We start from the raw sequence: 20,425 nt of genomic DNA, 5'->3' as shown, positions 1-20,425 counted from the left end.
CCGTCGGCGACCGTGCCAGTGGCCGAATTCATAGGTGATCGTGCCGTTGCCCGGATCGGTGTTACCGGCTGTAACAATGGGCGGTAGGGGTTGGATGTGTTGGGGGAGCCCACTGATGCAATTGTGGGTTCCCCGGCGTCCAGTCTGGACAGACCGGTAGTGACAGTTCAGAAGTATGACGCGAAGGTGAGTTGCTCGATGCAGCGTTGGGTCTCCGTACACACCGTTCGACCGCAGGTGGCGGTCGTATGAGTACTGACGACGCGACCCGGCGGAAGACATCTCGCGCCGGCAGGAACGAACGACCGGCACGCACCAGGCGCGCGCGGGTGCCATTGCTGCCTCAGTTACTCGCAGCTGCAGTAGACCTCAACCCAGCAGCACCGGCGATCACATTCGGGGGTCAAACCCTCACTTATGCCGAAGTGGACGCGCTGTCCTCGCGTCTGGCTCGGTTGCTCATCAGCCGCGGAATCGGGCCGGAGGACCGGGTGGCGGTGTCGATTCCCCGCTCCGTCGAGTCGGTCTGTGCGGTGTGGGCGGTGGCCAAGACCGGCGCAGCTTTCGTGCCGGTCGATCCCAGCTATCCTGCAGACCGCGTCGAACACATGATCACCGATTCTGCAGCCTCGATAGGGCTGACCACGGCCGCGTACGCTATCGACCTTCCTCGCAGCGTCCAATGGCTGGAAGTGGACGGCGACGTGTTGACGGCCGAGTTGTCCGGTATCTCCCCGGATCCGGTGTCGTATACCGAACGCGTTCGAACCCTTCGCGTGGATCATCCGGCATACGTGATCTACACCTCGGGGTCGACAGGACGGCCCAAGGGCGTCGTCGTCACCCACGCCGGGCTTTCAGACCTGTGTGCGGAACAGGTCGAACGGTATGCGCTCACCTCTACGTCGCGGACACTGCATTTTGCTTCGCCGAGTTTCGACGCTTCCGTGCTCGAACTGCTGCTCGCCGTCGGTGCAGGCTCGACGATGGTGATCGCGCGTCCGGACATGTTCGGCGGCGACGAACTCGCGGAACTTCTGGTGTCGGAAAAGATCACGCACGCGTTTGTGACCCCGGCAGCGCTGGGTTCGATTTTCGTTGACGGCGCCCACCAGTTCGACAATCTCGCCGTGGTGGTCGTCGGCGGTGAAGCGTGTTCACCCGCGCTGCTGTCCACCTGGGCACCCGGCCGACGGTTCTTCAACGCATACGGACCCACGGAAGCCACCGTCGCCAGCAACATCGCCGAGTTGACCGTCGATCGTCCCGTGACGATCGGTGGTCCCGTCCGTGGTGTCGGCGTGTTCGTCCTCGATTCTCGACTTCAGCCGGTCGCCACCGGAACCGCCGGCGAACTCTACCTGTCGGGCACCCACCTTGCCCGCGGGTACAACGGCCTGTCCGCAACTACTGCGGCAAGTTTTGTCGCAAATCCGTTCGGCGGCGCCGGGGAGCGGCTCTACCGGACCGGCGATACCGTGCGGTGGATCCGCACCGGCGGCGATGGCGGAGCCACCGATCAGACCAGTGGTGAGCGCGACCTCGAATATCTCGGGCGGGGGGACTCACAGGTCAAGATTCGCGGCTTCCGGATCGAACTGGGCGAGATCGATGCCGTCCTTGCCGCTCAACCCGGAGTCGACTTCGTCGCCACCGTTGCGATCACCGGTTCCTCAGGTGACGCCGCGCTGGTGTCGTATGTCATGGCGAATGCCGACGTCGACCTGGACCCAGACTCGTTGACCGCCAGCGCTCGGGCCGTTCTTCCTCGCCACATGGTGCCTGCATCGATCATGGTCATCGACCGGATTCCTCTCACCCCTGTGGGTAAGTTGGACACCGGCAGCCTTCCCGAGCCGATCTTCATCTCGCGTGCGTACCGCGAACCATCAACGCCTGCACAGGTACTCGTGGCAGCGGCCTTCGCCGACCTGCTCGGAGTCGAGAGGGTCGGTGCCGAAGACGACTTCTTCGAACTCGGCGGCAACTCACTTGTTGCAGCAAGGCTGGCTGGACGTCTCGGAGCTGCGTTCGGGACACGCATTCAGGTGAAAACCCTCTTCGAGGTATCGACGGTCGAAGCATTGGCTGCCCGAATCGAAGCCGAGGCGGAGGGGTCCGCCAGAGTACAGCTTGCGCCGGTGATTCGTCCGGAACATGTGCCGTTGTCGCTGGCGCAGCAACGGATGTGGTTCCTGAGCCAGTTCGATTCCGAATCTGCTGTCAACAACATTCCGATCGTCCTCCGCCTGAGTGGTGAGCTTGACACGGTTGCGCTCGCCTCAGCGGTCGGTGACGTCCTAGCTCGGCACGAAGTCCTTCGTACTGTCTACCCAGGAATCGACGGTGTGGGCTATCAGCAAATTCTGCCGGAATCGACCGCAGACATCGACCTCGATCCCGTTCCGTTGGCCGATTCGGCACTTCTCGGCGAACTGTTGGCGCTCGTTACCGCCGGATTCGACGTCAGCTCGGCAGTTCCGTTGCGGGTCAAGCTTTTCCAGACGGATCCGTCCGAGTACGTCCTGGCGATGGTCGTTCACCACATTTCAGCGGACGGCGTTTCCGTAGCGCCGTTGGTTCGGGACGTTGCGTTCGCCTACCTTGCGCGTGTGGACGGCCGGAGTCCGGAGTGGACACCGCTGCCGGTGCAGTACGCAGACTTCGCGATGTGGCAGCGTGAGGTTCTCGGCGTGGATTCCGATCCGACATCGTTGATGTCCGAGCAGCTCGCGTACTGGAAGACGACCTTGCGAGACCTGCCGGAGAAGATCGAACTCCCGGCCGACCGTCCACGACCCTCAATTCTCTCCACCAGAGGCGGCGTCCACCGTTCGGACGTGGACGCTGAATTGCACAGTGCCCTGGAGCAACTCGCACTTGACCACAACGTGTCACTGTTCATGGTCGTCCATGCGGCGCTGGCGGTCCTGTTGGCAAGGTCGAGCGGCAGCGGTGACGTGGCGATCGGTTCACCAATCTCTGGACGAGGGGAACCCGAACTCGACGATCTGATCGGCATGTTCGTAAACACCCTGGTGTTACGCACGGCCGTGAATCCAGGAGCAAGCTTCTCCGATTTGTTCGACCATGTGCGTGACATCGATCTGGGGGCTTTTGCCAACGCCGATGTGCCATTCGAGCGGCTTGTCGAAGTGCTCGACCCGGCACGATCCCAAGCGCACCACCCGTTGTTCCAAGTTGCGCTGTTCTTCCAGAACATGGCCGACGACGCACTGGAATTCCCCGGACTGCGTGTCTCAGGATTCGACGCGGGCGTCGACATCGCGAAGTTCGATTTGCAATTGACCGCAGCTCCACGGGAAAACGAGTCGGGGGATGCCGCAGGGATCGCGCTGTCCTGGCTCTACGCTACGGATCTGTTCGATGCCTCGACCATGTCCGCCTTCACCGATCGGTTTGTCCGCATACTGCGCGCGATGGTCGCAGATCCCGGTTCAGCGGTCGGTGACGTCGAGGTCATGACTGTGTCTGAGCGTGCTTTGGTGCTCGAGTCGTGGAACGACACGTCTCGTCCGGTTGTGGGTGGGTTGTTGTTGGATGGTTTTGATTCTGTGGTGGGGGTTTGTTCGGGTTCGCGTGCGGTGGTGTGTGGGGATGTGGTGCTTTCGTATGGGGAGTTCGATGAGCGGGTTAATAGGTTTGCGCGTTATTTGATTGGTTTGGGTGTTGGGCCGGAGTCGTTGGTGGGGTTGGCTGTTCGGCGGTCGGTTGATTTGTTGGTTGGTTTGTATGCGATTGTGCGTGCGGGTGGGGCGTGGGTGCCGTTGGATCCTGATGCGCCGTCCTCGCGTAATGAGTATGTGTTGGATTCGGCTGATCCGGTGTGTGTGGTGTCGACGGAGCGTGATGGTTTCGTGGCGTCGGGTCGTCGGGTTGTGTGTGTGGATGTTGTTGATGTGTCTGGTTTTTCGGGTGCGCGGGTTTCTGATGTGGATCGGCGCTCGCCGTTGCGGGCGTCGAATACGGCGTATGTGATTTTCACGTCGGGGTCGACGGGTCGGCCGAAGGGTGTGGCGGTCTCGCATGCGGCGATTGTGAATCAGCTCGAGTTCATGCAGGGCGAGTATCGCTTGATGTCGTCTGATGTGTATTTGCAGAAGACGGCGACGACGTTCGATGTGTCGTTGTGGGGTTTTTTCATGCCGTTGCGGGTGGGTGCGGTGTTGGTGTTGGCGTCGGCTGATGGTCATCGGGATCCGGGGTATTTGGCGTCGGTGATTGATGATCAGGGTGTGTCGGTGACGGATTTTGTTCCGACGATGTTGTCGACGTTTTCGTCGTTGGTGGATCCGGGGTTGTTGGGTTCGTTGCGTGATGTGTTGGTGATCGGTGAGGCGTTGCCGGTGGAGGCGGTGCGTGAGTTCGGGTTGGTGTCGTCGGCGCGGTTGCATAATTTGTATGGTCCGACTGAGGCGGCGGTGTCGTTTACGTTTGCGGATGTGACGGCTGCCGGGTCGGGGTCGGTGGTCTCGATTGGTGTGCCGGAGTGGAATTGCCGGGTGTTTGTGTTGGATTCGCGCCTTCGGCCGGTTGCTGTGGGTGTTGCGGGTGAGTTGTATTTGTCGGGTGTGCAGTTGGCTCGGGGGTATGTGGGTCGTCCGGATTTGAGTGCGGATCGGTTTGTGGCGTCGCCGTTCGGTTCGGGTGAGCGGATGTATCGGACGGGTGATTTGGTCCGTTGGAACACAGTTGGTGAGTTGGAGTACATCGGTCGTACTGATTTTCAGGTGAAGTTCCGTGGTCAGCGGATCGAGTTGGGGGAGATCGAGGCGGCGTTGGTGTCGCATGGGTCGGTGTTGTCGGCTGCGGTGGTGGTGCGTGGGTCGGTGATGGGTGATCAGTTGGTGGGGTATGTGGTGCCGGCGGTGGGGTCGGTTGTGGATGTGTCGGTGTTGCGGGGGTTTGTGGGGGAGCGGGTTCCGGGTTATATGGTTCCGGCTGCTGTGGTGGTGTTGGATGCGTTCCCACTTAATTCGTCGGGGAAGTTGGATCGGGCGTTGTTGCCGGAGCCGGTGTTCGAGGCTCGGGTGTTTCGGGCTCCGGTGTCGTCGGTGGAGTTGGTGGTGGCGTCGGCGTTTGTGGGTGTGTTGGGTGTTGATCGGGTGGGGTTGGATGATGATTTCTTCGAGTTGGGTGGCAACTCCCTCATCGCGATGAAATTGACCGCCAACTTGAGCAGCACACTCGATTTCGATGTTCCTGTCCGCATGCTCTTCGGTGCATCGACACCCGAATTACTCGCTGCCAGGATCGAAGAGGCTCGGGAATCAGGTTCGGCGACACCGGACGATCATGCGATCGGCGTGCTCTTTCCCGTTCGCATCGAGGGACAGCGGCCACCGCTCTTCTATATCCATGCAATGAGTGGTCTGGCGTGGAAGGCCTCGGGCTTCGCTCCGTATCTAGAGGCAGATACACCGATCTACGGCCTGCAAACTCCCGTAATGACGGAGGCGTGGGCATTACCGACCTCTGTCGACGAGCTAGCGCACCGTTACGTGCGTGAGATGATCGATGTGAATCCGACTGGGCCGTTTAACATAATCGGCCACTCAGTTGGAGGGTTCATCGGCCATGCATGTGCTGTTCTTCTACGCGAGCAAGGTTTCGAGGTCTCTCTGTTCATGGTGGATCCACGTCATCCGAGGGAGGTCGACGATGATGTAGCGCTCGAGAACACCCGTGACATGGCAGCTAGTTGGGGAGTGGAACTCGGTGAAGGTGCCGACGTCAATTCTCTTGATCGCAGCCAGATCATCGCCATCGGTAAAACGCTGGACTCGGTGTCGTTCATGACTGAGACACAGATTGGCGCACTTTACGACTTCGCTTCGGCGAGTGGTGAATTGATCTCCGGGTATGAGCCGCGCAAATATGATGGCGACGTGGTGATGTTCCGGGCAGCTGCGGGCATGGACATGGACTTCACAGTGACAGACGAATGGAGATCGGTGATCGGTGGACAGATCACTGACATCGATATCGACAGCAATCACACGTCGATGATGCATCCGGACAAGCTCGAGTTGATCGGGCCGATCGTCGCCGAGTACCTACGTACGCAGGAGAAGCGCTCGTCATGACTGATGAAACCCCGGCTCGGTCGGCCGAACCTCGCACTGTCGTGCATTTTGTACGTCACGGAGAGGTGTTCAATCCGTCGAAAGTAATTTACGGCCGGCTACCCGGATACTCGCTTTCCGAATTGGGCAATCGCCAGGCGAAGGCAGTCGCCGAGATTCTCGGTGATCGTCCAATCTCTTCGATCTTCTCCAGCCCGCTCGAACGCGCGATTGAAACTGCCACTCCGCTAGCCGATTTGTTGAATCTACCCATCGAGAAGAACGAAGATCTTGTGGAGTGGGAGGGAAGGTTCGACGGGATCGCAGCGGGAGACCCGAGACTGAAGCCGTCGGTCGGGTTGCTGCTCAAAACGTGGAATCCAGTGACGCCTTCGTGGGGGGAGAGCTACAAATCGATGGTCAGACGTATGTCTGCTGCCCTGGATTCGGCTCGGCGTCGGAGCGCGGGCAAGGAGGGCGTGTGCTTCAGCCACGAGCTGCCCATCTGTACCTTGCGGCGTTCGTTGAGGAGCGAATCATTGTGGCGTCGGCAGCATGAACGCGATGTGGCTCACACTTCGATCACTTCAGTCACTTTTTCTGGCGAAGCCCTCGTTGATGTCAGCTATTCCGCAAGCCATGTACCTACGGACTGAGGTATAGAGGAAAGCCAGCCTGTTCTTCTCGCATTTGATCGAGAAGAACAGGCTGGCTGGTTGAGAATGTTCCTGCGGTTGTCTCAGATTCCGAGCGAACCGGCGATGAACGGCCATGATTTGTGTAGCTGATCCTGCCAGTAGCCCCACGAGTGGGTCCCGACCGGCTGGAAGTCGACAACGGCCGGAATATTCAATTCATACAGGCGCTTGGCCATGTTCGAAGTGCAAAGGTTGGTCGCTGCTTCGATCGGGCCGCCGATGATGATCTGGTTCTCCGTATATGCGCGACCATCACTCAGACGTGGGTTGAGGAATGTGTCGTTCGGAATTCCAGGAAGCCCGTTTCCGGTGCTCATGTAGATGGGCGTCCCACGCAGCTTCTCTGCGTTGACGAGCGGATCGTGTTCGACCCATCCCGGTCCGTCCAATGGTCCCCACATATTCGTGATGTCGTCGACGCCGCCGATCCATTCCGTGGTCGTCCGGACGAATGCTTGTCCGAGGGGATCGCTGGTCTGTGCGCAGCCACTGTAAGCGGCAACAGAACTGTAGAAACCGGGGTACTCGATCGCCAAGTTCAGTACCGACGTACCGGACATCGAGATGGCCGAGATGGCTTGCTTACCGTTGCTCCCCAGCTCTTCGTTCAACAACGGGGGCAATTCTTTGCCCAGGAAGGTCGACCACTTGTTGCGTCCGGCCTTGGGGTCGTCCTTCTCCCAGTCGGTGTAGTAGGAGAGACGCCCACCGACAGGCGTGGCGACGTTCACGTTCTTGTCAGCGAAAAAATCGACTACATCAGTTTGTAGTTCCCATGTCGCGGCATCTTCTCCGCCGCCGGCACCGTTCAGCAGATAGACGATCGGGCGAGGTTCGGAGTTGTCGGCCGGGGTGATCACCTGAATCGGAACGTCCTTGTCCATCGACGCCGCATAGACGTTGACGACGAGCTGACGGTCATTGACCTTCTCGACGGATTTGATGTAGGAGCCCGTCGACGCTGTTTCGGATGAGTCGCCACCGACGCGCGCGGGGGTGGCCTGCGCGAGACCGGCTGTGAGCAGTGAGCCGGCAACGGCCAATGCACCGATCTGTACGGTGCGTCGCCAGGTCGTAGAATTTCGCGTCAAGACCTCATACCTTTCGGTTGATTCATTGTCGATTGCGACCTTGTCGCATTCAGAGAATTGAGTCGGTTATTGTTTGTGGACTGTTACCGTATTTAGATATTTAAATTCTGGTATAAGGCCACACTCGCTGGATGCGTCTGTCATGAAGTCTCCGCAGCCCGGCGGTAACCCCGAATCGCAGGATATAGAAAAACAGCGATCATTCCCGCTGACCAGGCAAGCATTTTCAGAACTGGCACCAGGACCGGGCCTCCGAGCGAAAGTCCGCGCATAGCGTCGACTGCGACGGACATCGGTTGTGCGGCAATTACGGGTTGAAGCCAGACCGGATATGCCATTGTCGGGACAAAACCACTGTTGAAGAACATCAACAGGGTGCACCCAATGGAAACCAATTCGACGAGCGGGACATTTTCCGACATCGTGGCGAGAGCCGTGACCATCACCGCGAACCCAATGCCGAATGCGATGGGTAGAAGTATCATTGCCACTGCCGCAAGCGGGCCCTGAGTGAACCGGAAGCCGACGGCATAACCAACGCCGATGATGACGATCGTTGTCAGTAGAACTCGAACGGCTTCAGCGATCATCCGGCCCACCAGGCCCGATGCTCGGTGTGCGGGCAGCGTCCAGAATCGACCGAGCAGACCGCTCTTCCGCTCGCCCCGCAAGCCAACTGCGCTGGCGATCGAACCGAACATCGCCCCCACGAGAATGATGAGCGGGACAGTCCCATAGATACTCGGCTGCCCGGTGGCAGCTGTGATGGAATTTCCCAGAACAACGCGAAACATGATCAAGGTCAACGCGGGATAAACGAGCGCCTGAACAGTCGTTGAAGGATCGCGCGCCCAGTTGATCAGAAGCCGCTTCGCCTGAATAAGGCTGTGGGTCCAGAGCGCGCTGGCCGAGTTCTCGGGTAGTGCCGCGTTGGGAAGAGGGAACGCGAGCGCCCTCCCACTGCGTATCTCCTCACGCTTCTCGAGAGAACTCATCACGCTCGCCTCGTACTTGCCCAGTATGCGAGTGGCCCGCATACCGCTATCAAACCGATCGACCAAGCCGCAACTGGCACCAACGTATTCGGGGTGAGGGTGCCGGCAGCCAGGTCCCGCATGGCGTAGGAGAACTGAGATACGGGCTGATTGCGTACGAACGGCCGGATCCATTCCGGGAATCCGCTCTCCGGAACAAATCCACACGAGAGCATTCCGAGGATCAATTGGGGAAGTGTCAATGCCTGACTGGTTGCTTGTGGGCTCTTCGACAGCGAGCCGATTGCATCACCGCCGAGCGACAAACACGTACTGAAAGTCAACGCGATCACGCAGAAGAGCATGGCCTGTGACAGACCACCGACGAAGCGAAATCCGATCGCGTATCCGTAGATCACTGCTGCCGTCAGGGAGACGACGGATCGGAGGAATCCACTACTCATCCGCGAAAACAGTGGAACCGGGCCGAAAACCGGCATGGTTTGCATCCGACTGCTGAAGCCAGTGATGCGTTCGGTCGCCGACATCTGCGCCGCTGAGATCGAAGTGAAGGCCATCGCCTGCAAGACGATGATCGGCATCAAGAACTGTGCGTAATTGATTCCCTGCAGCTGCATTACGAACTTGAGGGGCAGGTAAAAGCCGACCGTGAAGATCAATGGCGCGACGATTGCGACTAGCAATTCGTGCCGGCGAATCATTGCGCGAACGGTACGGCCGGTAAGGGTCCACCACTGTGTGACCGCGGATGGCTGCGGACGACGATGGCGTCCGATCCGAGCTGCATTCGGCACCGTGATGGACCGTTGACCTACCTGTTTCAAGGCAAGATCTTGAGTTGCGTATTTCGTCGTCGTGGTCACGTCGCATCGCTTGTTTCGCTCGGACGCGACTGCCCCGTCAACGACAGGAACACGTCGTCAAGTGAAGGCCTGCGCAGGGCGATGTCCGCGAGTGGTATCCGTGCGTGATCGAGACGCCGCAGAGCTTCTGCAAGGGTCGCAGAACCACGGGGTGCGGGAATTGCAATTCGGCCGTTCTCGACTGCCAGATCGAAGCGGAAGTCCGGCGGAACCAAATTACCCAACGCGTTGGCTGCTGGCCCCAGCAAGCTTGCCTCGGCGGGAACGATTTCGCAGAAGCTGGCGCCGGTTCGTGCCTTCAATTCGTTGGCCGTCCCTTCCGCGATGACAGATCCTTTGTCGATGACAATGATGTTGTCGCTGAGGAGGTCAGCTTCCTCGAGGTACTGAGTGGTCAGCAGAACCGTGATGCCTTGCTCCTTCAAAGTCTGCACGAGGTTCCACACGCTCTGGCGGCTGCGGGGGTCCAGTCCAGTCGTCGGCTCGTCGAGAAATACGACTTCTGGCCTCACTACCAATCCACACGCAATGTCGATGCGTCGTCGCATGCCGCCGGAGTAGCCTGCAACGGCTCGCCCCCCAGCTTCCACGAGATCGAATTCCTCGAGAAGGTCCACGGCGCGTTGCCTGGCGGATGCGCGATCGAGGCCCATCAGGCGAGCGAACAGTTCGATGTTCTCGCGTCCGGTGAGTGCGTCGTCGAGTGCGGCGAACTGGCCAGTCATCATGATCGAACGGCGAACGTCGGCTGGGTTGCGAGCGACGTCGTATCCGGCAACCATTGCGACGCCGCGGTCAGGCCGAATCAACGTGGACAGAACCTTGACGGTGGTGGTCTTACCTGCGCCGTTGGGTCCAAGGATGCCGAGCACTGTGCCCTTGGGAGCTTGGAAGTTGATGCCACGCAATGCGTGCACATCCTTGAAGGACTTGTGAACGTCCTCCACGACTACCGCCGCGTCCGTCGATAAGGGCATCAATTCTCCGCTGTCTACATGGGTGTTCGGGCCGAGCTGTGCTTGGACAGGGCCTCTCGGCACTGTCCTTTCTCGAGCAAGCCGTAGCCCGAGCCGGAGTCACTGGTAAGGACCCCAGTGGTTGCGGGAACCTTGTACGTCTATCTCCGGATGCACAGTGGATGTTACCGGAGGGACAACCTCGTTCCGGCCTTCGCGCGGTGGGGATCGATGCAAATGTGCAGCTTGGCGATAAGCCGCGGTCAGGCCGACCGACGGGAATGTGCGATATCGCACAGTGTCCGATACCGGGCCTGATTTCGGGTCGCCGACAGGTGTGAACCGTGTTCGCGCGTCCTGAATGCTCGTCGAATACTACGAGTTCGTACTCGATCGACGGGCACCCCTGACTCGATCATCAAGTCGACTCCCTCTGGCGAGGTAACCTACTGCTCATGGATATCGGCACGTTGTCAGTGGTGGTTCCCGTGTACAACGAGGAGGACTACATCGCCGGGTGTTTGGAGTCCCTCGCTTGTCAAGGGGACGAGATCCTCGAGATAATAGTTGTCGACAACAATTCCACCGATCGCACCCCTGAAATCGCGCGTTCTTTCGAGCAGCGGGATTCTCGAATTCGATATCTTGTAGAACCGCGTCAGGGCGTTGTTCATGCACGTAATGCCGGGTTCGACATCGCAGTGGGTGAATTCATCGGCAGGGTCGATGCGGATTCGCGTGTCGCACCAGGGTGGGCGCGAGCGGTTCGAAGTTCCTTCGCTTCTCATGATCTTGATGCCGTTACCGGTTTCTCGTTGTTTTACGAGTCACCGTTTTCGGGTCTTCAACGAGCAGCGGTGAACAAAGCCGAGGCCCGTGGCGATTTCCACGGAATCAAACCGGCGCACGCACTGACTGGTTCGAATATGGCGATTCGGGCGACGTCGTGGCGCTCGATCCGCGACAAGGTCAGTGATCGCACCGACATTCACGAAGACGTGGATCTGTCGCTGTGCCTGATGAAGGCAGGGATGCAGTTCGGCACTGACCTGGACATGCGCAGCGAAATCTCCGGTCGTAGGGGAGAGACTGGACCCATCGAGTTTCTGTCATACAACAAGGCTTCGGTGACAACGCTCGAGTATCACCAGGCTATGACTACACGACTTCGTTTGATGATTCTCAAGACGTCAATTCTGCATGCTCTGTTGTGGCCGGCGTACCGAATGTACGACCGGCAAACCGATCGGTTGTCATGGCGGAAACTGCTGTCAGGTTCCGGAGCCCGCACTATGCCCGTGGATTCGTGAGAGTCGGCTACATCCTGTCCAGATTCAAGGTCTTGTACAACCTCTCGATACCGCTGAAGTCCTGGACGAACAGGTTGTTGCGCCGTCCCGATTCGATGTCGTCGAGCATCTTCTGTCCGCCGGTTACGGCTTCGATCTCCATGATTGCTCGCCACGCGCCGAAGTCGGTCCCGCTGAAAGCGCGCATGGCGCCCTCGAAGCCTTCCAGTAGATAGCTGCGATCTCCACGATTCAAGGAATCCCAGACCAGTACCGCCAGTTCCCCGGCAATCGAGGCATGGCAGTACTCGTCGCGAGCGTGCAACCGAATGGTCGCGCGGTTGATCGACTGCACGCCCGGGTCGTCCGAGATCAGGTCGAGGTATGCGGTGATCGACACCTCGGCGACGGTCATGAACGCCAACTGTGTCAGGGCAATCTTGCGAGGCCCCTCGGCTGCGTCGAGAGCTTGCGCCCGCGTGCGGACCGTCAGGACGTCTGGCAGTGCCTTCGCCGGCAGCCCCCAGCCCCTGCCTCGACGGGTCGCTGAACTGGCATTGAAGTGCATGAGCGTGTGATATTGCTCGTCGACCATCGCCTGATTGACCGCCACTGCAGCCCAATCTCCGAGACCGACGCCGAGTCGGTCTTCGGCGAGAACGTCGAAGCCGGGATTGACGACGTACTTCTCGATGTCCATGACGTTCTTGTTGAACGCGATCCATGCCCAGGCTTGCAGGCGTTGCTTCTGCTCGGGGCTCAATGCCAGGTAGGTCGGATGCTCCGCGAACGGGAGAAGTGCTTCGGGGTAGTCGGACAGCGACGAATCGAAGAGATCGTCCAGTTCCGGTTCCGCCTTCTTCACGGTTGCCCGGCGCGCCCAATTGCTCGCAAGGCGGCGGACGATTGCACTCTCGACCGGATCGGAGGCGTCGTACTCCGGGAGGCTGGGCGGACTCACTCCAGGTCTCATCGTGCCCTACTCTCTGTGCCCTTCGGCGATCTCTCCGTGCCCTTCGGAAATGCGATCGAACAAGCTCTGGCACTCCGCGTTCAATTCGCCTGAGCGATTGTCGAGCGCTGCGTCGGCGGTTTTCATCAGCGTCGTGAAGTCGCCGAGGGTCTCGGCCGCCCTGTCCACCTGTGCGGTGGCATCGAACAGTGCTTTTCGTGTCGCACCTGCGTACGGATTGCCCGCTTGTACGTCCCAGTACACCTCCGGTTCGCCGCCGGCTACACGCGCCAGGAGCGCGAGCAAGGCCCGATGCGGGGGAGGGGCGACCGCGAGGAGTTCGTCCGCGGAAACTCCGAGTTCGGCCAGGGCAACGCCGAAAGCCAGCACCGACGCGTGTGTCAGAACCTGGGTGGCCGCAGCCAACCGGTCGTGACGATCGGCGTCCATCACCGCGACCGACGCTCCCCACGAGCGCACGATGTCGAGGAATCTGTCGGACTGCGGACCGCCGACGTACGGCACTGCGATGACGGCCCGACCGCGTGGCCCGAGCGACGGACGGAACATGGGGTTGAGTCCGAGGAATTCCCCTTCTCGGCCGGCGTCGGCGATTGCTGCGTCCATCCGCGATTTGACCGACAGCGTGTCCACAACGAGAGCGCCGGATGTCCGAAGGCTCGGTAGTGCGGCTAGAGCGACCTGTTCGGGAACCGCGAGCACGATGATGCGCGAGGACTCCACGTGCGCGAGGACTTGCTCACTGGGTTTCGTGATGTCTCCGACGACTACATCTCCGTCGGGATCGCTGCCTGCTGGGTCGACGACGGTGACGGTCGACCCCCCGGCGCGAAGCAGTTCGACGAACATGGATCCGACGGCACCCAGCCCGCCGACAACCGTCGCTGTGCCTGATGACGCCGTCATGGCTGGATCTACCCGCCGTACTCGAGGACCCGTGAGGACACCGCATCGAGCGCACGGAGCAGCGTCGACGCCTTGACCGTGGTCTCGTCGAATTCTTCTTCCGGATCGGACAACGCTGTGATGGCACCGCCGATTCCGAAGGTCACGCCGCTCTCGGTGCAGACCAGCGACCGGATCACGATCGAGAGGTCCGCGGCGCCACCGAGCGCGAAGTACCCGATCGATCCCGAGTAGACCCCACGTGGGCCTGATTCGAGGCGGTCGATGATCTCCATCGTCCGTACCTTCGGGGCGCCGGTCATCGATCCACCGGGGAACGCGGCACGCACACAGTCCACCGCCGACGACCCCGGACTCAGGTGTCCGCGCACCGTCGACACCATTTGGTGAACGGACGAGTACGACTCGATCGCGAACAGCCTCGGAACGTGGACACTTCCCGGAACGCAGACCTTGGTGAGGTCGTTGCGGGTGAGGTCCACGATCATCAGGTTCTCGGCGCGGTCCTTCTCGCTGTCGAGCAGGTCCTGCCGTAGGGCAGCATCACGCGCTCGGGTGACGCCGCGCGGGCGGGTCCCTTTGATCGGCTTGGACTCGACGTTGCCGGCCGAGTCGACACGAAGGAACCGCTCAGGCGAGGCCGAGACCACCGAGATACCGGTGAAGTCGAGAAGTGCGCTGTACGGCGTCGGATTGATCGAGCGCAGATACTCGAACGCCTGCTGTGCATCGATCGTCTCGTCGACGCTCGCCATGTTGGTCAGACACACCTCGTAGGACTCACCTGCCCGGATCTCCGAGAGGGCCGTTCCGATCAACGACAGGTACTGATCGCGATCATGCCGAAGGCGAGCCTGCGTCCAGACGGTGTCGCTGATCAGCGGAACGGGGGTGCGTTCCGGAAGGTCCGCGCCGATCCGCGCCAGGGTGTCGACGGTCGATTCGAGCCAATCGTCATAGCCGGCGTCCCGGACTTTCTCGCGCAACCTCAAAACGTGAGTGCGGCCCGCGGTGTGATCGATGACGACGGCGCGATCGGCAAACACCAGAGCGGCATCAGGAGTGGGTGCCGGATGGACTGCCCTTCCTCCGGTCTGTGCTTTCAGTTCGTAGCCGAGGTAGCCCACGTAGCCGAGGTTGAAGTCGAGTTCCGGATGCGAGGGCACGAAGCGTGTCGAGAGTTGTGCGTCCAAGTAATCGAAGAAAGGAACTCGAATGTGCTCGTCGGACAAGCCTTTTCGGCTGACAGTCAGTACCTCGGCTTGCACGTCGTACGTGATGAACTCGGCCAGTGGCCCCGACGAATCGCCGAGAATCGAAAAGCGCGCACTCGGCTCTGCGGTTGCCGCGCGGTCCAGCCAGAACGCGTTCGGGCCGTCGGCGAACAGTGCTGCATAGGCCGCCGACGGGTCCACTGCAAAATCGAGAGTCACGTCGTCGACGTCGTAGTTGATCGCCGGCCGCAGGTCGGGTGTTTGCGGAACAGGTTCGGGTCGGATCACCGAATCCAGAGTGCGTCCGACGGACAGATCGCGGAAGTTCGCGAGCAAATCTATGCCGAACTCGGTGCTGATGGACTCCGGATGGAACTGAACTCCCCACATCGGCTTGGTCCGGTGCCGGACACCCATGAGCAGACCGTCGGACGTCCACGCGGTACGAACGAAGGCGTTCGGCAGATTCTCGACGGTCAACGAGTGGTAGCGAACAGCTCGGAACGGCGACGGAAGTCCGGCAAAGATGCCCGAACCGTCGTGATCGATCAGCGAAATCCGGCCGTGCATCGGGACGGGCGCAACCACCACGTCCGCGCCGAACAACTCGCACAGGCCCTGGTGGCCGAGACAGACACCGAGAAGTGGGAGAGGCGCTTCTTCGATGAAACGGCGGCTGATTCCGAAATCACGGTCGCGATCCGGCCGGCCGGGACCTGGGGAGATGACCACGTTGTCGTACGACGCGAGATCGAGGGAATCCCAATCCGCGTCGTTGCGGACCACGGTCGGCACAACCCCGTTGACCTCGGTCAACAGGGTGAACAGGTTGTAGGTGAACGAGTCGTAATTGTCCACCAGAAGGGTGCGGGAACTCATGTCGATGATCCTGATCTCGGTCCGACGGATTCCCGAACAGTGTCCTCCTCCTCAACAGGTGCGTTGATCACCAGGTCTTCGAGTCGACAGGTCTCGGCAATCATCAGCTCGTACAGGGCGTTGAAGAAGTCGGGGGAGAGGTCGTGTCTACGGGCGAATTCACGCGCCCGCTCCTGCACGAGGCGGACGCGGCCGGGTTGCATCATCGGAACCTCGCGGGAGCGCTTCCACTCGCCGATGCGCAGGCAGAGTTCCAGCCGCTGCCGCACCGTCTCGAGAAGTAGAGCGTCGATGGCGTCGAGGTCGCGCCGGAAGCTGTCCAATCCCTCGGCCTCGTCCGGATACGACGAGGTCTGCGTGCCTGCTTCGGAACTCGTTGTGGTCAAGAACTCTTCCACGAGGCCTCCCGGTGCTCGGCGTGACGCGAGGTCGACAATGTGGTGCCCGGAACGCAACCCACCTCCGGACACCGGCACCCCGACCGACCATCGCCGTTCGGGGAGGTGTTCCACGATCGTCATTCGCCGAAACCTGCGGTGGTGCCTAATTCCGCGAAACCTGTTTGGCGGGCGAATCAGGTTGCGATGCAGGCGGGTTCGTGAGTGCCTACTTGGGGGAGACCCAGGTGGTGATTTCGGCGTGGACTACTTCCTTGCCGCCCCGGTCGAAGATCGAGATGGGAACGAGAAGTTCCGTGCCACTCTCGATCGCCGCGAAGTCCGGCAAAGTCTCGAGTCGGGCGACCGCCCGCAGGCCGGTCTCGGCCTTGGCGAGGTAGTCGACCTTCATTGACTTGGGGATCCAGCGGTGCGAGTTCGGAACCGTCGCTTCGCTCAGCATGCCCATTGCGACCTCCGCGAGATTGCATGCAGCGATCGCGTGGAAAGTGCCGAGATGATTGTGGACGCCCCACCATTTGGGGGAGCGGACCTCGCAGAGCCCTGGTTCCAACTTGGTCACCCGGGGGAGAACAGAGGCGAAATAGGGCACGCGAATGGACATCGCCGCCGAGAAAACTGCATGTCCGAGGGCATTGTCCGGCAATTTCTGCCATCCGCGATAGGTAGGGCTGGAGGTAGTCATAGGCCTATCTTACTTCTGAGTAAGTTTGTTGTCGCGCAGCTCACTCGGAAAAGGCAGTTCGGGGGAGTTGAGGATTTGGGCCAGGTACGGCATACTGGTCGGGTTGCCTTGTCCGGGACGCGGTCGATTGCGGCCGTGATCGGGTAAGGGTAAGACGTCACAGACGATCGATCGCAGATCCCGTCAGGGTAATCGGGTCAACGACTGTGACCATGCAAGACGAGAAGTAATGCAGGACGGAAGCAGTACCTACTTTGTGTTCGACATCGAACACGTCCGGTACGCATCACGCGCCAGATAATCGAAAGATTGTCCGGCGCAGGATGAGTGAGAAGGCGACACGCCCGACCGCGTGTACCGGAGAACAATGACAAACGAACAGCGGCAGCAGATCCTGATCTCGATCCGAATCTCGGTACTCCCGAGAACTTGGACTTGGTCCCGATCGCTTCAGTGTTCGTCGTGTCATCGTCCAGGCAAGGACTGTGCAGACGAGGTAGCTCGAGCCTGACCAGGCGGGCTACGAAACGCGGCAAGAAAAGGACACTAAGCGTGGCGGGACAAAAGATCCGCATCAGGCTCAAGGCCTACGACCACGAGGCGATCGACGCGTCAGCGCGCAAGATCGTCGAGACGGTAACCCGTACGGGTGCCCGCGTCGTTGGACCTGTGCCGTTGCCGACCGAGAAGAACGTATATTGCGTCATCCGCTCGCCGCACAAGTACAAGGACTCGCGCGAGCACTTCGAGATGCGTACTCACAAGCGGCTGATCGACATTCTCGACCCGACGCCGAAGACGGTTGACGCGCTCATGCGCATCGACCTTCCGGCCAGTGTCGACGTGAACATTCAGTGACGGCGGAGACAAAAACAATGACTGATACCAAGATCAAGGGAATCCTGGGCACCAAGCTCGGCATGACCCAGGTCTTCGACGAGAACAACCGGGTTGTCCCGGTCACCGTCGTGAAGGCTGGGCCGAACGTCGTAACCCAGATCCGTACCGAAGAGCGTGACGGCTACAGCGCCGTTCAGCTCGCGTTCGGCGCCATCGACCCGCGCAAGGTGAACAAGCCGACTTCCGGCCAGTTCACCAAGGCTGGTGTGACCCCGCGTCGCCACGTAGTGGAGCTCCGCGTTGCGGACACCTCCGACTACGAGGTCGGCCAGGAGCTCACCGCCGAGGTCTTCGAGGACGGCGCATACGTCGACGTCACCGGAACCAGCAAGGGCAAGGGCTTCGCCGGAACCATGAAGCGTCACGGCTTCAAGGGACAGGGCGCGTCGCACGGTACCCAGGCTGTTCACCGCCGCCCGGGCTCCATCGGTGGCTGTGCAACTCCCGGCCGCGTGTTCAAGGGCATGCGCATGTCCGGACGCATGGGTAGCGACCGCATCACGACGCAGAACCTCTCGGTCCACAAGGTGGATGCAGAGAACGGCCTGCTGCTGATCAAGGGTGCGATCCCCGGCCGCAAGGGCGGCCTCGTGATCGTCAAGAGTGCAGTGAAGGGTGGTGCACGGGCATGACCAGCACCGAGACCAAGTTGACCCTGGACGTCAAGGTCGCCGGCGGCAAGACCAACGGCACCGTCGATCTCCCCGCTGAGATCTTCGACGCTCCGGCCAACATCGCGCTTCTCCATCAGGTTGTCGTCGCGCAGCTCGCAGCTGCTCGTCAGGGAACCCACTCCACCAAGACCCGCGGCGACGTCCGCGGCGGTGGCAAGAAGCCGTACCGCCAGAAGGGCACCGGCCGCGCACGCCAGGGCTCGACTCGCGCACCGCAGTTCGTCGGCGGCGGAACCGTTCACGGCCCGCAGCCGCGTGACTACAGCCAGCGCACCCCCAAGAAGATGAAGGCAGCCGCTCTTCGCGGAGCCCTCTCTGACCGCGCACGCAACGAGCGCATCCACGTCATCACCGAACTGGTTGCAGGGCAGACGCCTTCGACCAAGGGCGCAATCGCGTTCCTCGGCGAGATTTCGGATCGCAAGAAGCTGCTGCTCGTCGTGGGTCGCCAGGATGTAGCCGCTTGGAAGAGCGTGCAGAACCTGGAAGGCGTGCATCCCATTGCACCCGACCAGCTCAACACCTACGACGTGCTCAATGCAGACGATGTCGTGTTCAGCGTCGAGGCACTCAACGCGTTCATCCACGGGCCCGCAGAGAGCGCTCAGAACAAGGAGGACGCCAAGTGAGCACCATCGCTGACCCCCGCGACATCCTGCTCGCTCCGGTCATCTCCGAGAAGTCCTACGGACTGATCGAGGAAGGCACCTACACCTTCCTGGTGCACCCGGACTCGAACAAGACGCAGATCAAGATTGCCGTCGAGAAGGTCTTCGGCGTCAAGGTGACCAGCGTCAACACCGCCAACCGTCAGGGCAAGCGTAAGCGGACCCGATTCGGTTACGGCAAGCGCAAGGACACCAAGCGCGCGCTCGTGACCCTGTCCGCTGACAGCAAGCCCATCGAGATCTTCGGAGGACCGGTCGCGTAAGCGCCGGGACTTGACGAGACATAGAGGACGAGAAGACTCATGGCAATCCGTAAGTACAAGCCGACAACACCGGGCCGTCGTGGCTCGAGCGTCTCGGACTTCGCCGAGATCACTCGGTCGACCCCCGAGAAGTCGCTGGTTCGCCCGCTGCACGGTCGCGGTGGACGTAACGCACACGGTCGTATCACCACCCGTCACAAGGGTGGCGGACACAAGCGTGCATACCGACTGATCGATTTCCGTCGCAACGACAAGGACGGCATCCCGGCAAAGGTCGCTCACATCGAGTACGACCCCAACCGCACAGCGAACATCGCACTCCTGCATTACGCAGACGGTGAGAAGCGCTACATCATCGCCCCCAAGGGCCTGGTGCAGGGTTCACCGGTCGAGTCCGGTGCAGGCGCCGACATCAAGCCGGGCAACAACCTGCCGCTGCGCAACATCCCGACTGGTACCACCATCCACGGTGTGGAACTGCGTCCCGGCGGCGGAGCCAAGATGGCTCGTTCCGCAGGCGCCAGCATCCAGCTCCTCGGTAAGGAAGGCAGCTACGCCACGCTGCGTATGCCTTCCGGTGAAATCCGTCGCGTCGACGTGCGCTGCCGCGCATCCGTCGGCGAGGTCGGCAACGCCGAGCAGTCGAACATCAACTGGGGCAAGGCCGGCCGTATGCGTTGGAAGGGCAAGCGCCCGACCGTTCGTGGTGTCGTGATGAACCCGGTCGACCACCCGCACGGTGGCGGCGAGGGCAAGACCTCAGGTGGACGCCACCCGGTCAGCCCGTGGGGTAAGCCTGAAGGCCGTACCCGCAAGAACAAGGCAAGCGACAAGATGATCGTCCGTCGCCGCCGCACCGGCAAGAACAAGCGCTAGGAGGGAGTGAA

17 protein-coding genes are annotated in these 20,425 nt (G+C 60.8%); 8 read left to right on the top strand and 9 right to left on the bottom strand.

Annotated features, from left to right (window positions below; translation table 11 throughout):
* Positions 1-248: 248 nt before the first annotated feature.
* Positions 249-6,107 carry a non-ribosomal peptide synthetase gene (locus tag M1L53_RS17190; RefSeq protein ID WP_261949242.1) on the top strand — a complete coding sequence of 1,953 codons (5,859 nt, stop codon included), beginning with the start codon at positions 249-251 and terminating at the stop codon, positions 6,105-6,107.
* Positions 6,104-6,742: a histidine phosphatase family protein gene (locus M1L53_RS17185; RefSeq protein WP_054188110.1), complete on the top strand. Its 639-nt coding sequence runs from the start codon at positions 6,104-6,106 to the stop codon at positions 6,740-6,742. The genes M1L53_RS17190 and M1L53_RS17185 overlap by 4 nt, the downstream gene beginning before the upstream one ends.
* Before the next feature lie 83 nt (positions 6,743-6,825).
* On the opposite strand, the gene M1L53_RS17180 is transcribed toward M1L53_RS17185, so the two are convergent.
* The 4 genes from M1L53_RS17180 to M1L53_RS17165 all read right to left on the bottom strand — a co-directional run bounded on the left by M1L53_RS17180 (position 6,826) and on the right by M1L53_RS17165 (position 10,710).
* Positions 6,826-7,875, bottom strand: a complete 1,050-nt coding sequence (locus M1L53_RS17180; RefSeq protein WP_054188111.1) for an alpha/beta hydrolase family protein — start codon at positions 7,873-7,875, stop codon at positions 6,826-6,828.
* Positions 7,876-8,015: 140 nt separating this feature from the next.
* Entirely contained in the window at positions 8,016-8,870 is an 855-nt protein-coding gene (locus M1L53_RS17175) for an ABC transporter permease (RefSeq protein ID WP_054188169.1), read from the bottom strand.
* Positions 8,870-9,733, bottom strand: coding sequence for an ABC transporter permease (locus M1L53_RS17170; RefSeq protein WP_054188112.1), 864 nt, complete (start codon positions 9,731-9,733; stop codon positions 8,870-8,872). The genes M1L53_RS17175 and M1L53_RS17170 overlap by 1 nt, the downstream gene beginning before the upstream one ends.
* Positions 9,730-10,710 (bottom strand): daunorubicin/doxorubicin resistance ABC transporter ATP-binding protein DrrA, encoded by a 981-nt coding sequence (locus M1L53_RS17165; protein ID WP_054188113.1) that lies wholly within the window; start codon positions 10,708-10,710, stop codon positions 9,730-9,732. The genes M1L53_RS17170 and M1L53_RS17165 overlap by 4 nt, the downstream gene beginning before the upstream one ends.
* Positions 10,711-11,144: 434 nt before the next feature.
* Between M1L53_RS17165 and M1L53_RS17160 the strand changes: the two genes are divergently transcribed.
* Positions 11,145-11,999, top strand: a complete 855-nt coding sequence (locus M1L53_RS17160) for a glycosyltransferase family 2 protein (protein WP_054188114.1) — start codon at positions 11,145-11,147, stop codon at positions 11,997-11,999.
* Between the two features lie 7 nt (positions 12,000-12,006).
* Here M1L53_RS17160 and M1L53_RS17155 read toward each other — a convergent pair whose 3' ends face one another.
* The 5 genes from M1L53_RS17155 to M1L53_RS17135 all read right to left on the bottom strand — a co-directional run bounded on the left by M1L53_RS17155 (position 12,007) and on the right by M1L53_RS17135 (position 17,033).
* Positions 12,007-12,951 carry a diiron oxygenase gene (locus M1L53_RS17155; RefSeq protein WP_054188115.1) on the bottom strand — a complete coding sequence of 315 codons (945 nt, stop codon included), beginning with the start codon at positions 12,949-12,951 and terminating at the stop codon, positions 12,007-12,009.
* A 6-nt stretch (positions 12,952-12,957) separates the two neighbouring features.
* Positions 12,958-13,857 (bottom strand): prephenate dehydrogenase dimerization domain-containing protein, encoded by a 900-nt coding sequence (locus M1L53_RS17150; RefSeq protein WP_054188116.1) that lies wholly within the window; start codon positions 13,855-13,857, stop codon positions 12,958-12,960.
* Positions 13,858-13,865: 8 nt separating this feature from the next.
* The gene (gene pabB / locus M1L53_RS17145; RefSeq protein WP_007728560.1) at positions 13,866-15,950 is read right to left on the bottom strand and encodes an aminodeoxychorismate synthase component I; all 2,085 of its coding nucleotides are present in this window, start codon (positions 15,948-15,950) and stop codon (positions 13,866-13,868) included.
* Positions 15,947-16,471, bottom strand: coding sequence for a chorismate mutase family protein (locus M1L53_RS17140; protein WP_019747551.1), 525 nt, complete (start codon positions 16,469-16,471; stop codon positions 15,947-15,949). The genes pabB and M1L53_RS17140 overlap by 4 nt, the downstream gene beginning before the upstream one ends.
* Positions 16,472-16,556: 85 nt before the next feature.
* On the bottom strand, positions 16,557-17,033 hold the full coding sequence (locus M1L53_RS17135) for a hotdog fold domain-containing protein (RefSeq protein ID WP_003940943.1): 477 nt from the start codon (positions 17,031-17,033) through the stop codon (positions 16,557-16,559).
* Between the two features lie 552 nt (positions 17,034-17,585).
* Here M1L53_RS17135 and rpsJ point away from each other — a divergent pair.
* From rpsJ to rplB, 5 genes are read left to right on the top strand one after another with little or no spacing between them, the layout of a single operon-like run.
* On the top strand, positions 17,586-17,891 hold the full coding sequence (gene rpsJ / locus M1L53_RS17130) for a 30S ribosomal protein S10 (RefSeq protein WP_003938093.1): 306 nt from the start codon (positions 17,586-17,588) through the stop codon (positions 17,889-17,891).
* 17 nt (positions 17,892-17,908) lie between these two features.
* Complete coding sequence (gene rplC / locus M1L53_RS17125) at positions 17,909-18,565, top strand: 50S ribosomal protein L3 (RefSeq protein WP_003940826.1); 657 nt, start codon at positions 17,909-17,911, stop codon at positions 18,563-18,565.
* Positions 18,562-19,236 (top strand): 50S ribosomal protein L4, encoded by a 675-nt coding sequence (rplD, locus tag M1L53_RS17120; protein WP_003940723.1) that lies wholly within the window; start codon positions 18,562-18,564, stop codon positions 19,234-19,236. The genes rplC and rplD overlap by 4 nt, the downstream gene beginning before the upstream one ends.
* Positions 19,233-19,538 carry a 50S ribosomal protein L23 gene (rplW, locus tag M1L53_RS17115; protein WP_003940990.1) on the top strand — a complete coding sequence of 102 codons (306 nt, stop codon included), beginning with the start codon at positions 19,233-19,235 and terminating at the stop codon, positions 19,536-19,538. The genes rplD and rplW overlap by 4 nt, the downstream gene beginning before the upstream one ends.
* Before the next feature lie 39 nt (positions 19,539-19,577).
* Positions 19,578-20,414 carry a 50S ribosomal protein L2 gene (gene rplB / locus M1L53_RS17110; RefSeq protein WP_003940895.1) on the top strand — a complete coding sequence of 279 codons (837 nt, stop codon included), beginning with the start codon at positions 19,578-19,580 and terminating at the stop codon, positions 20,412-20,414.
* Positions 20,415-20,425 lie beyond the last annotated feature (11 nt).

The sequence above is a fragment of the Rhodococcus sp. T9N genome (assembly GCF_024436645.1).
Classification (GTDB): domain Bacteria; phylum Actinomycetota; class Actinomycetes; order Mycobacteriales; family Mycobacteriaceae; genus Rhodococcus_F; species Rhodococcus_F qingshengii.
The sequence above is the reverse complement of the archived record's forward strand: the minus strand, read 5'-3'. Positions and strand labels throughout refer to the sequence as shown.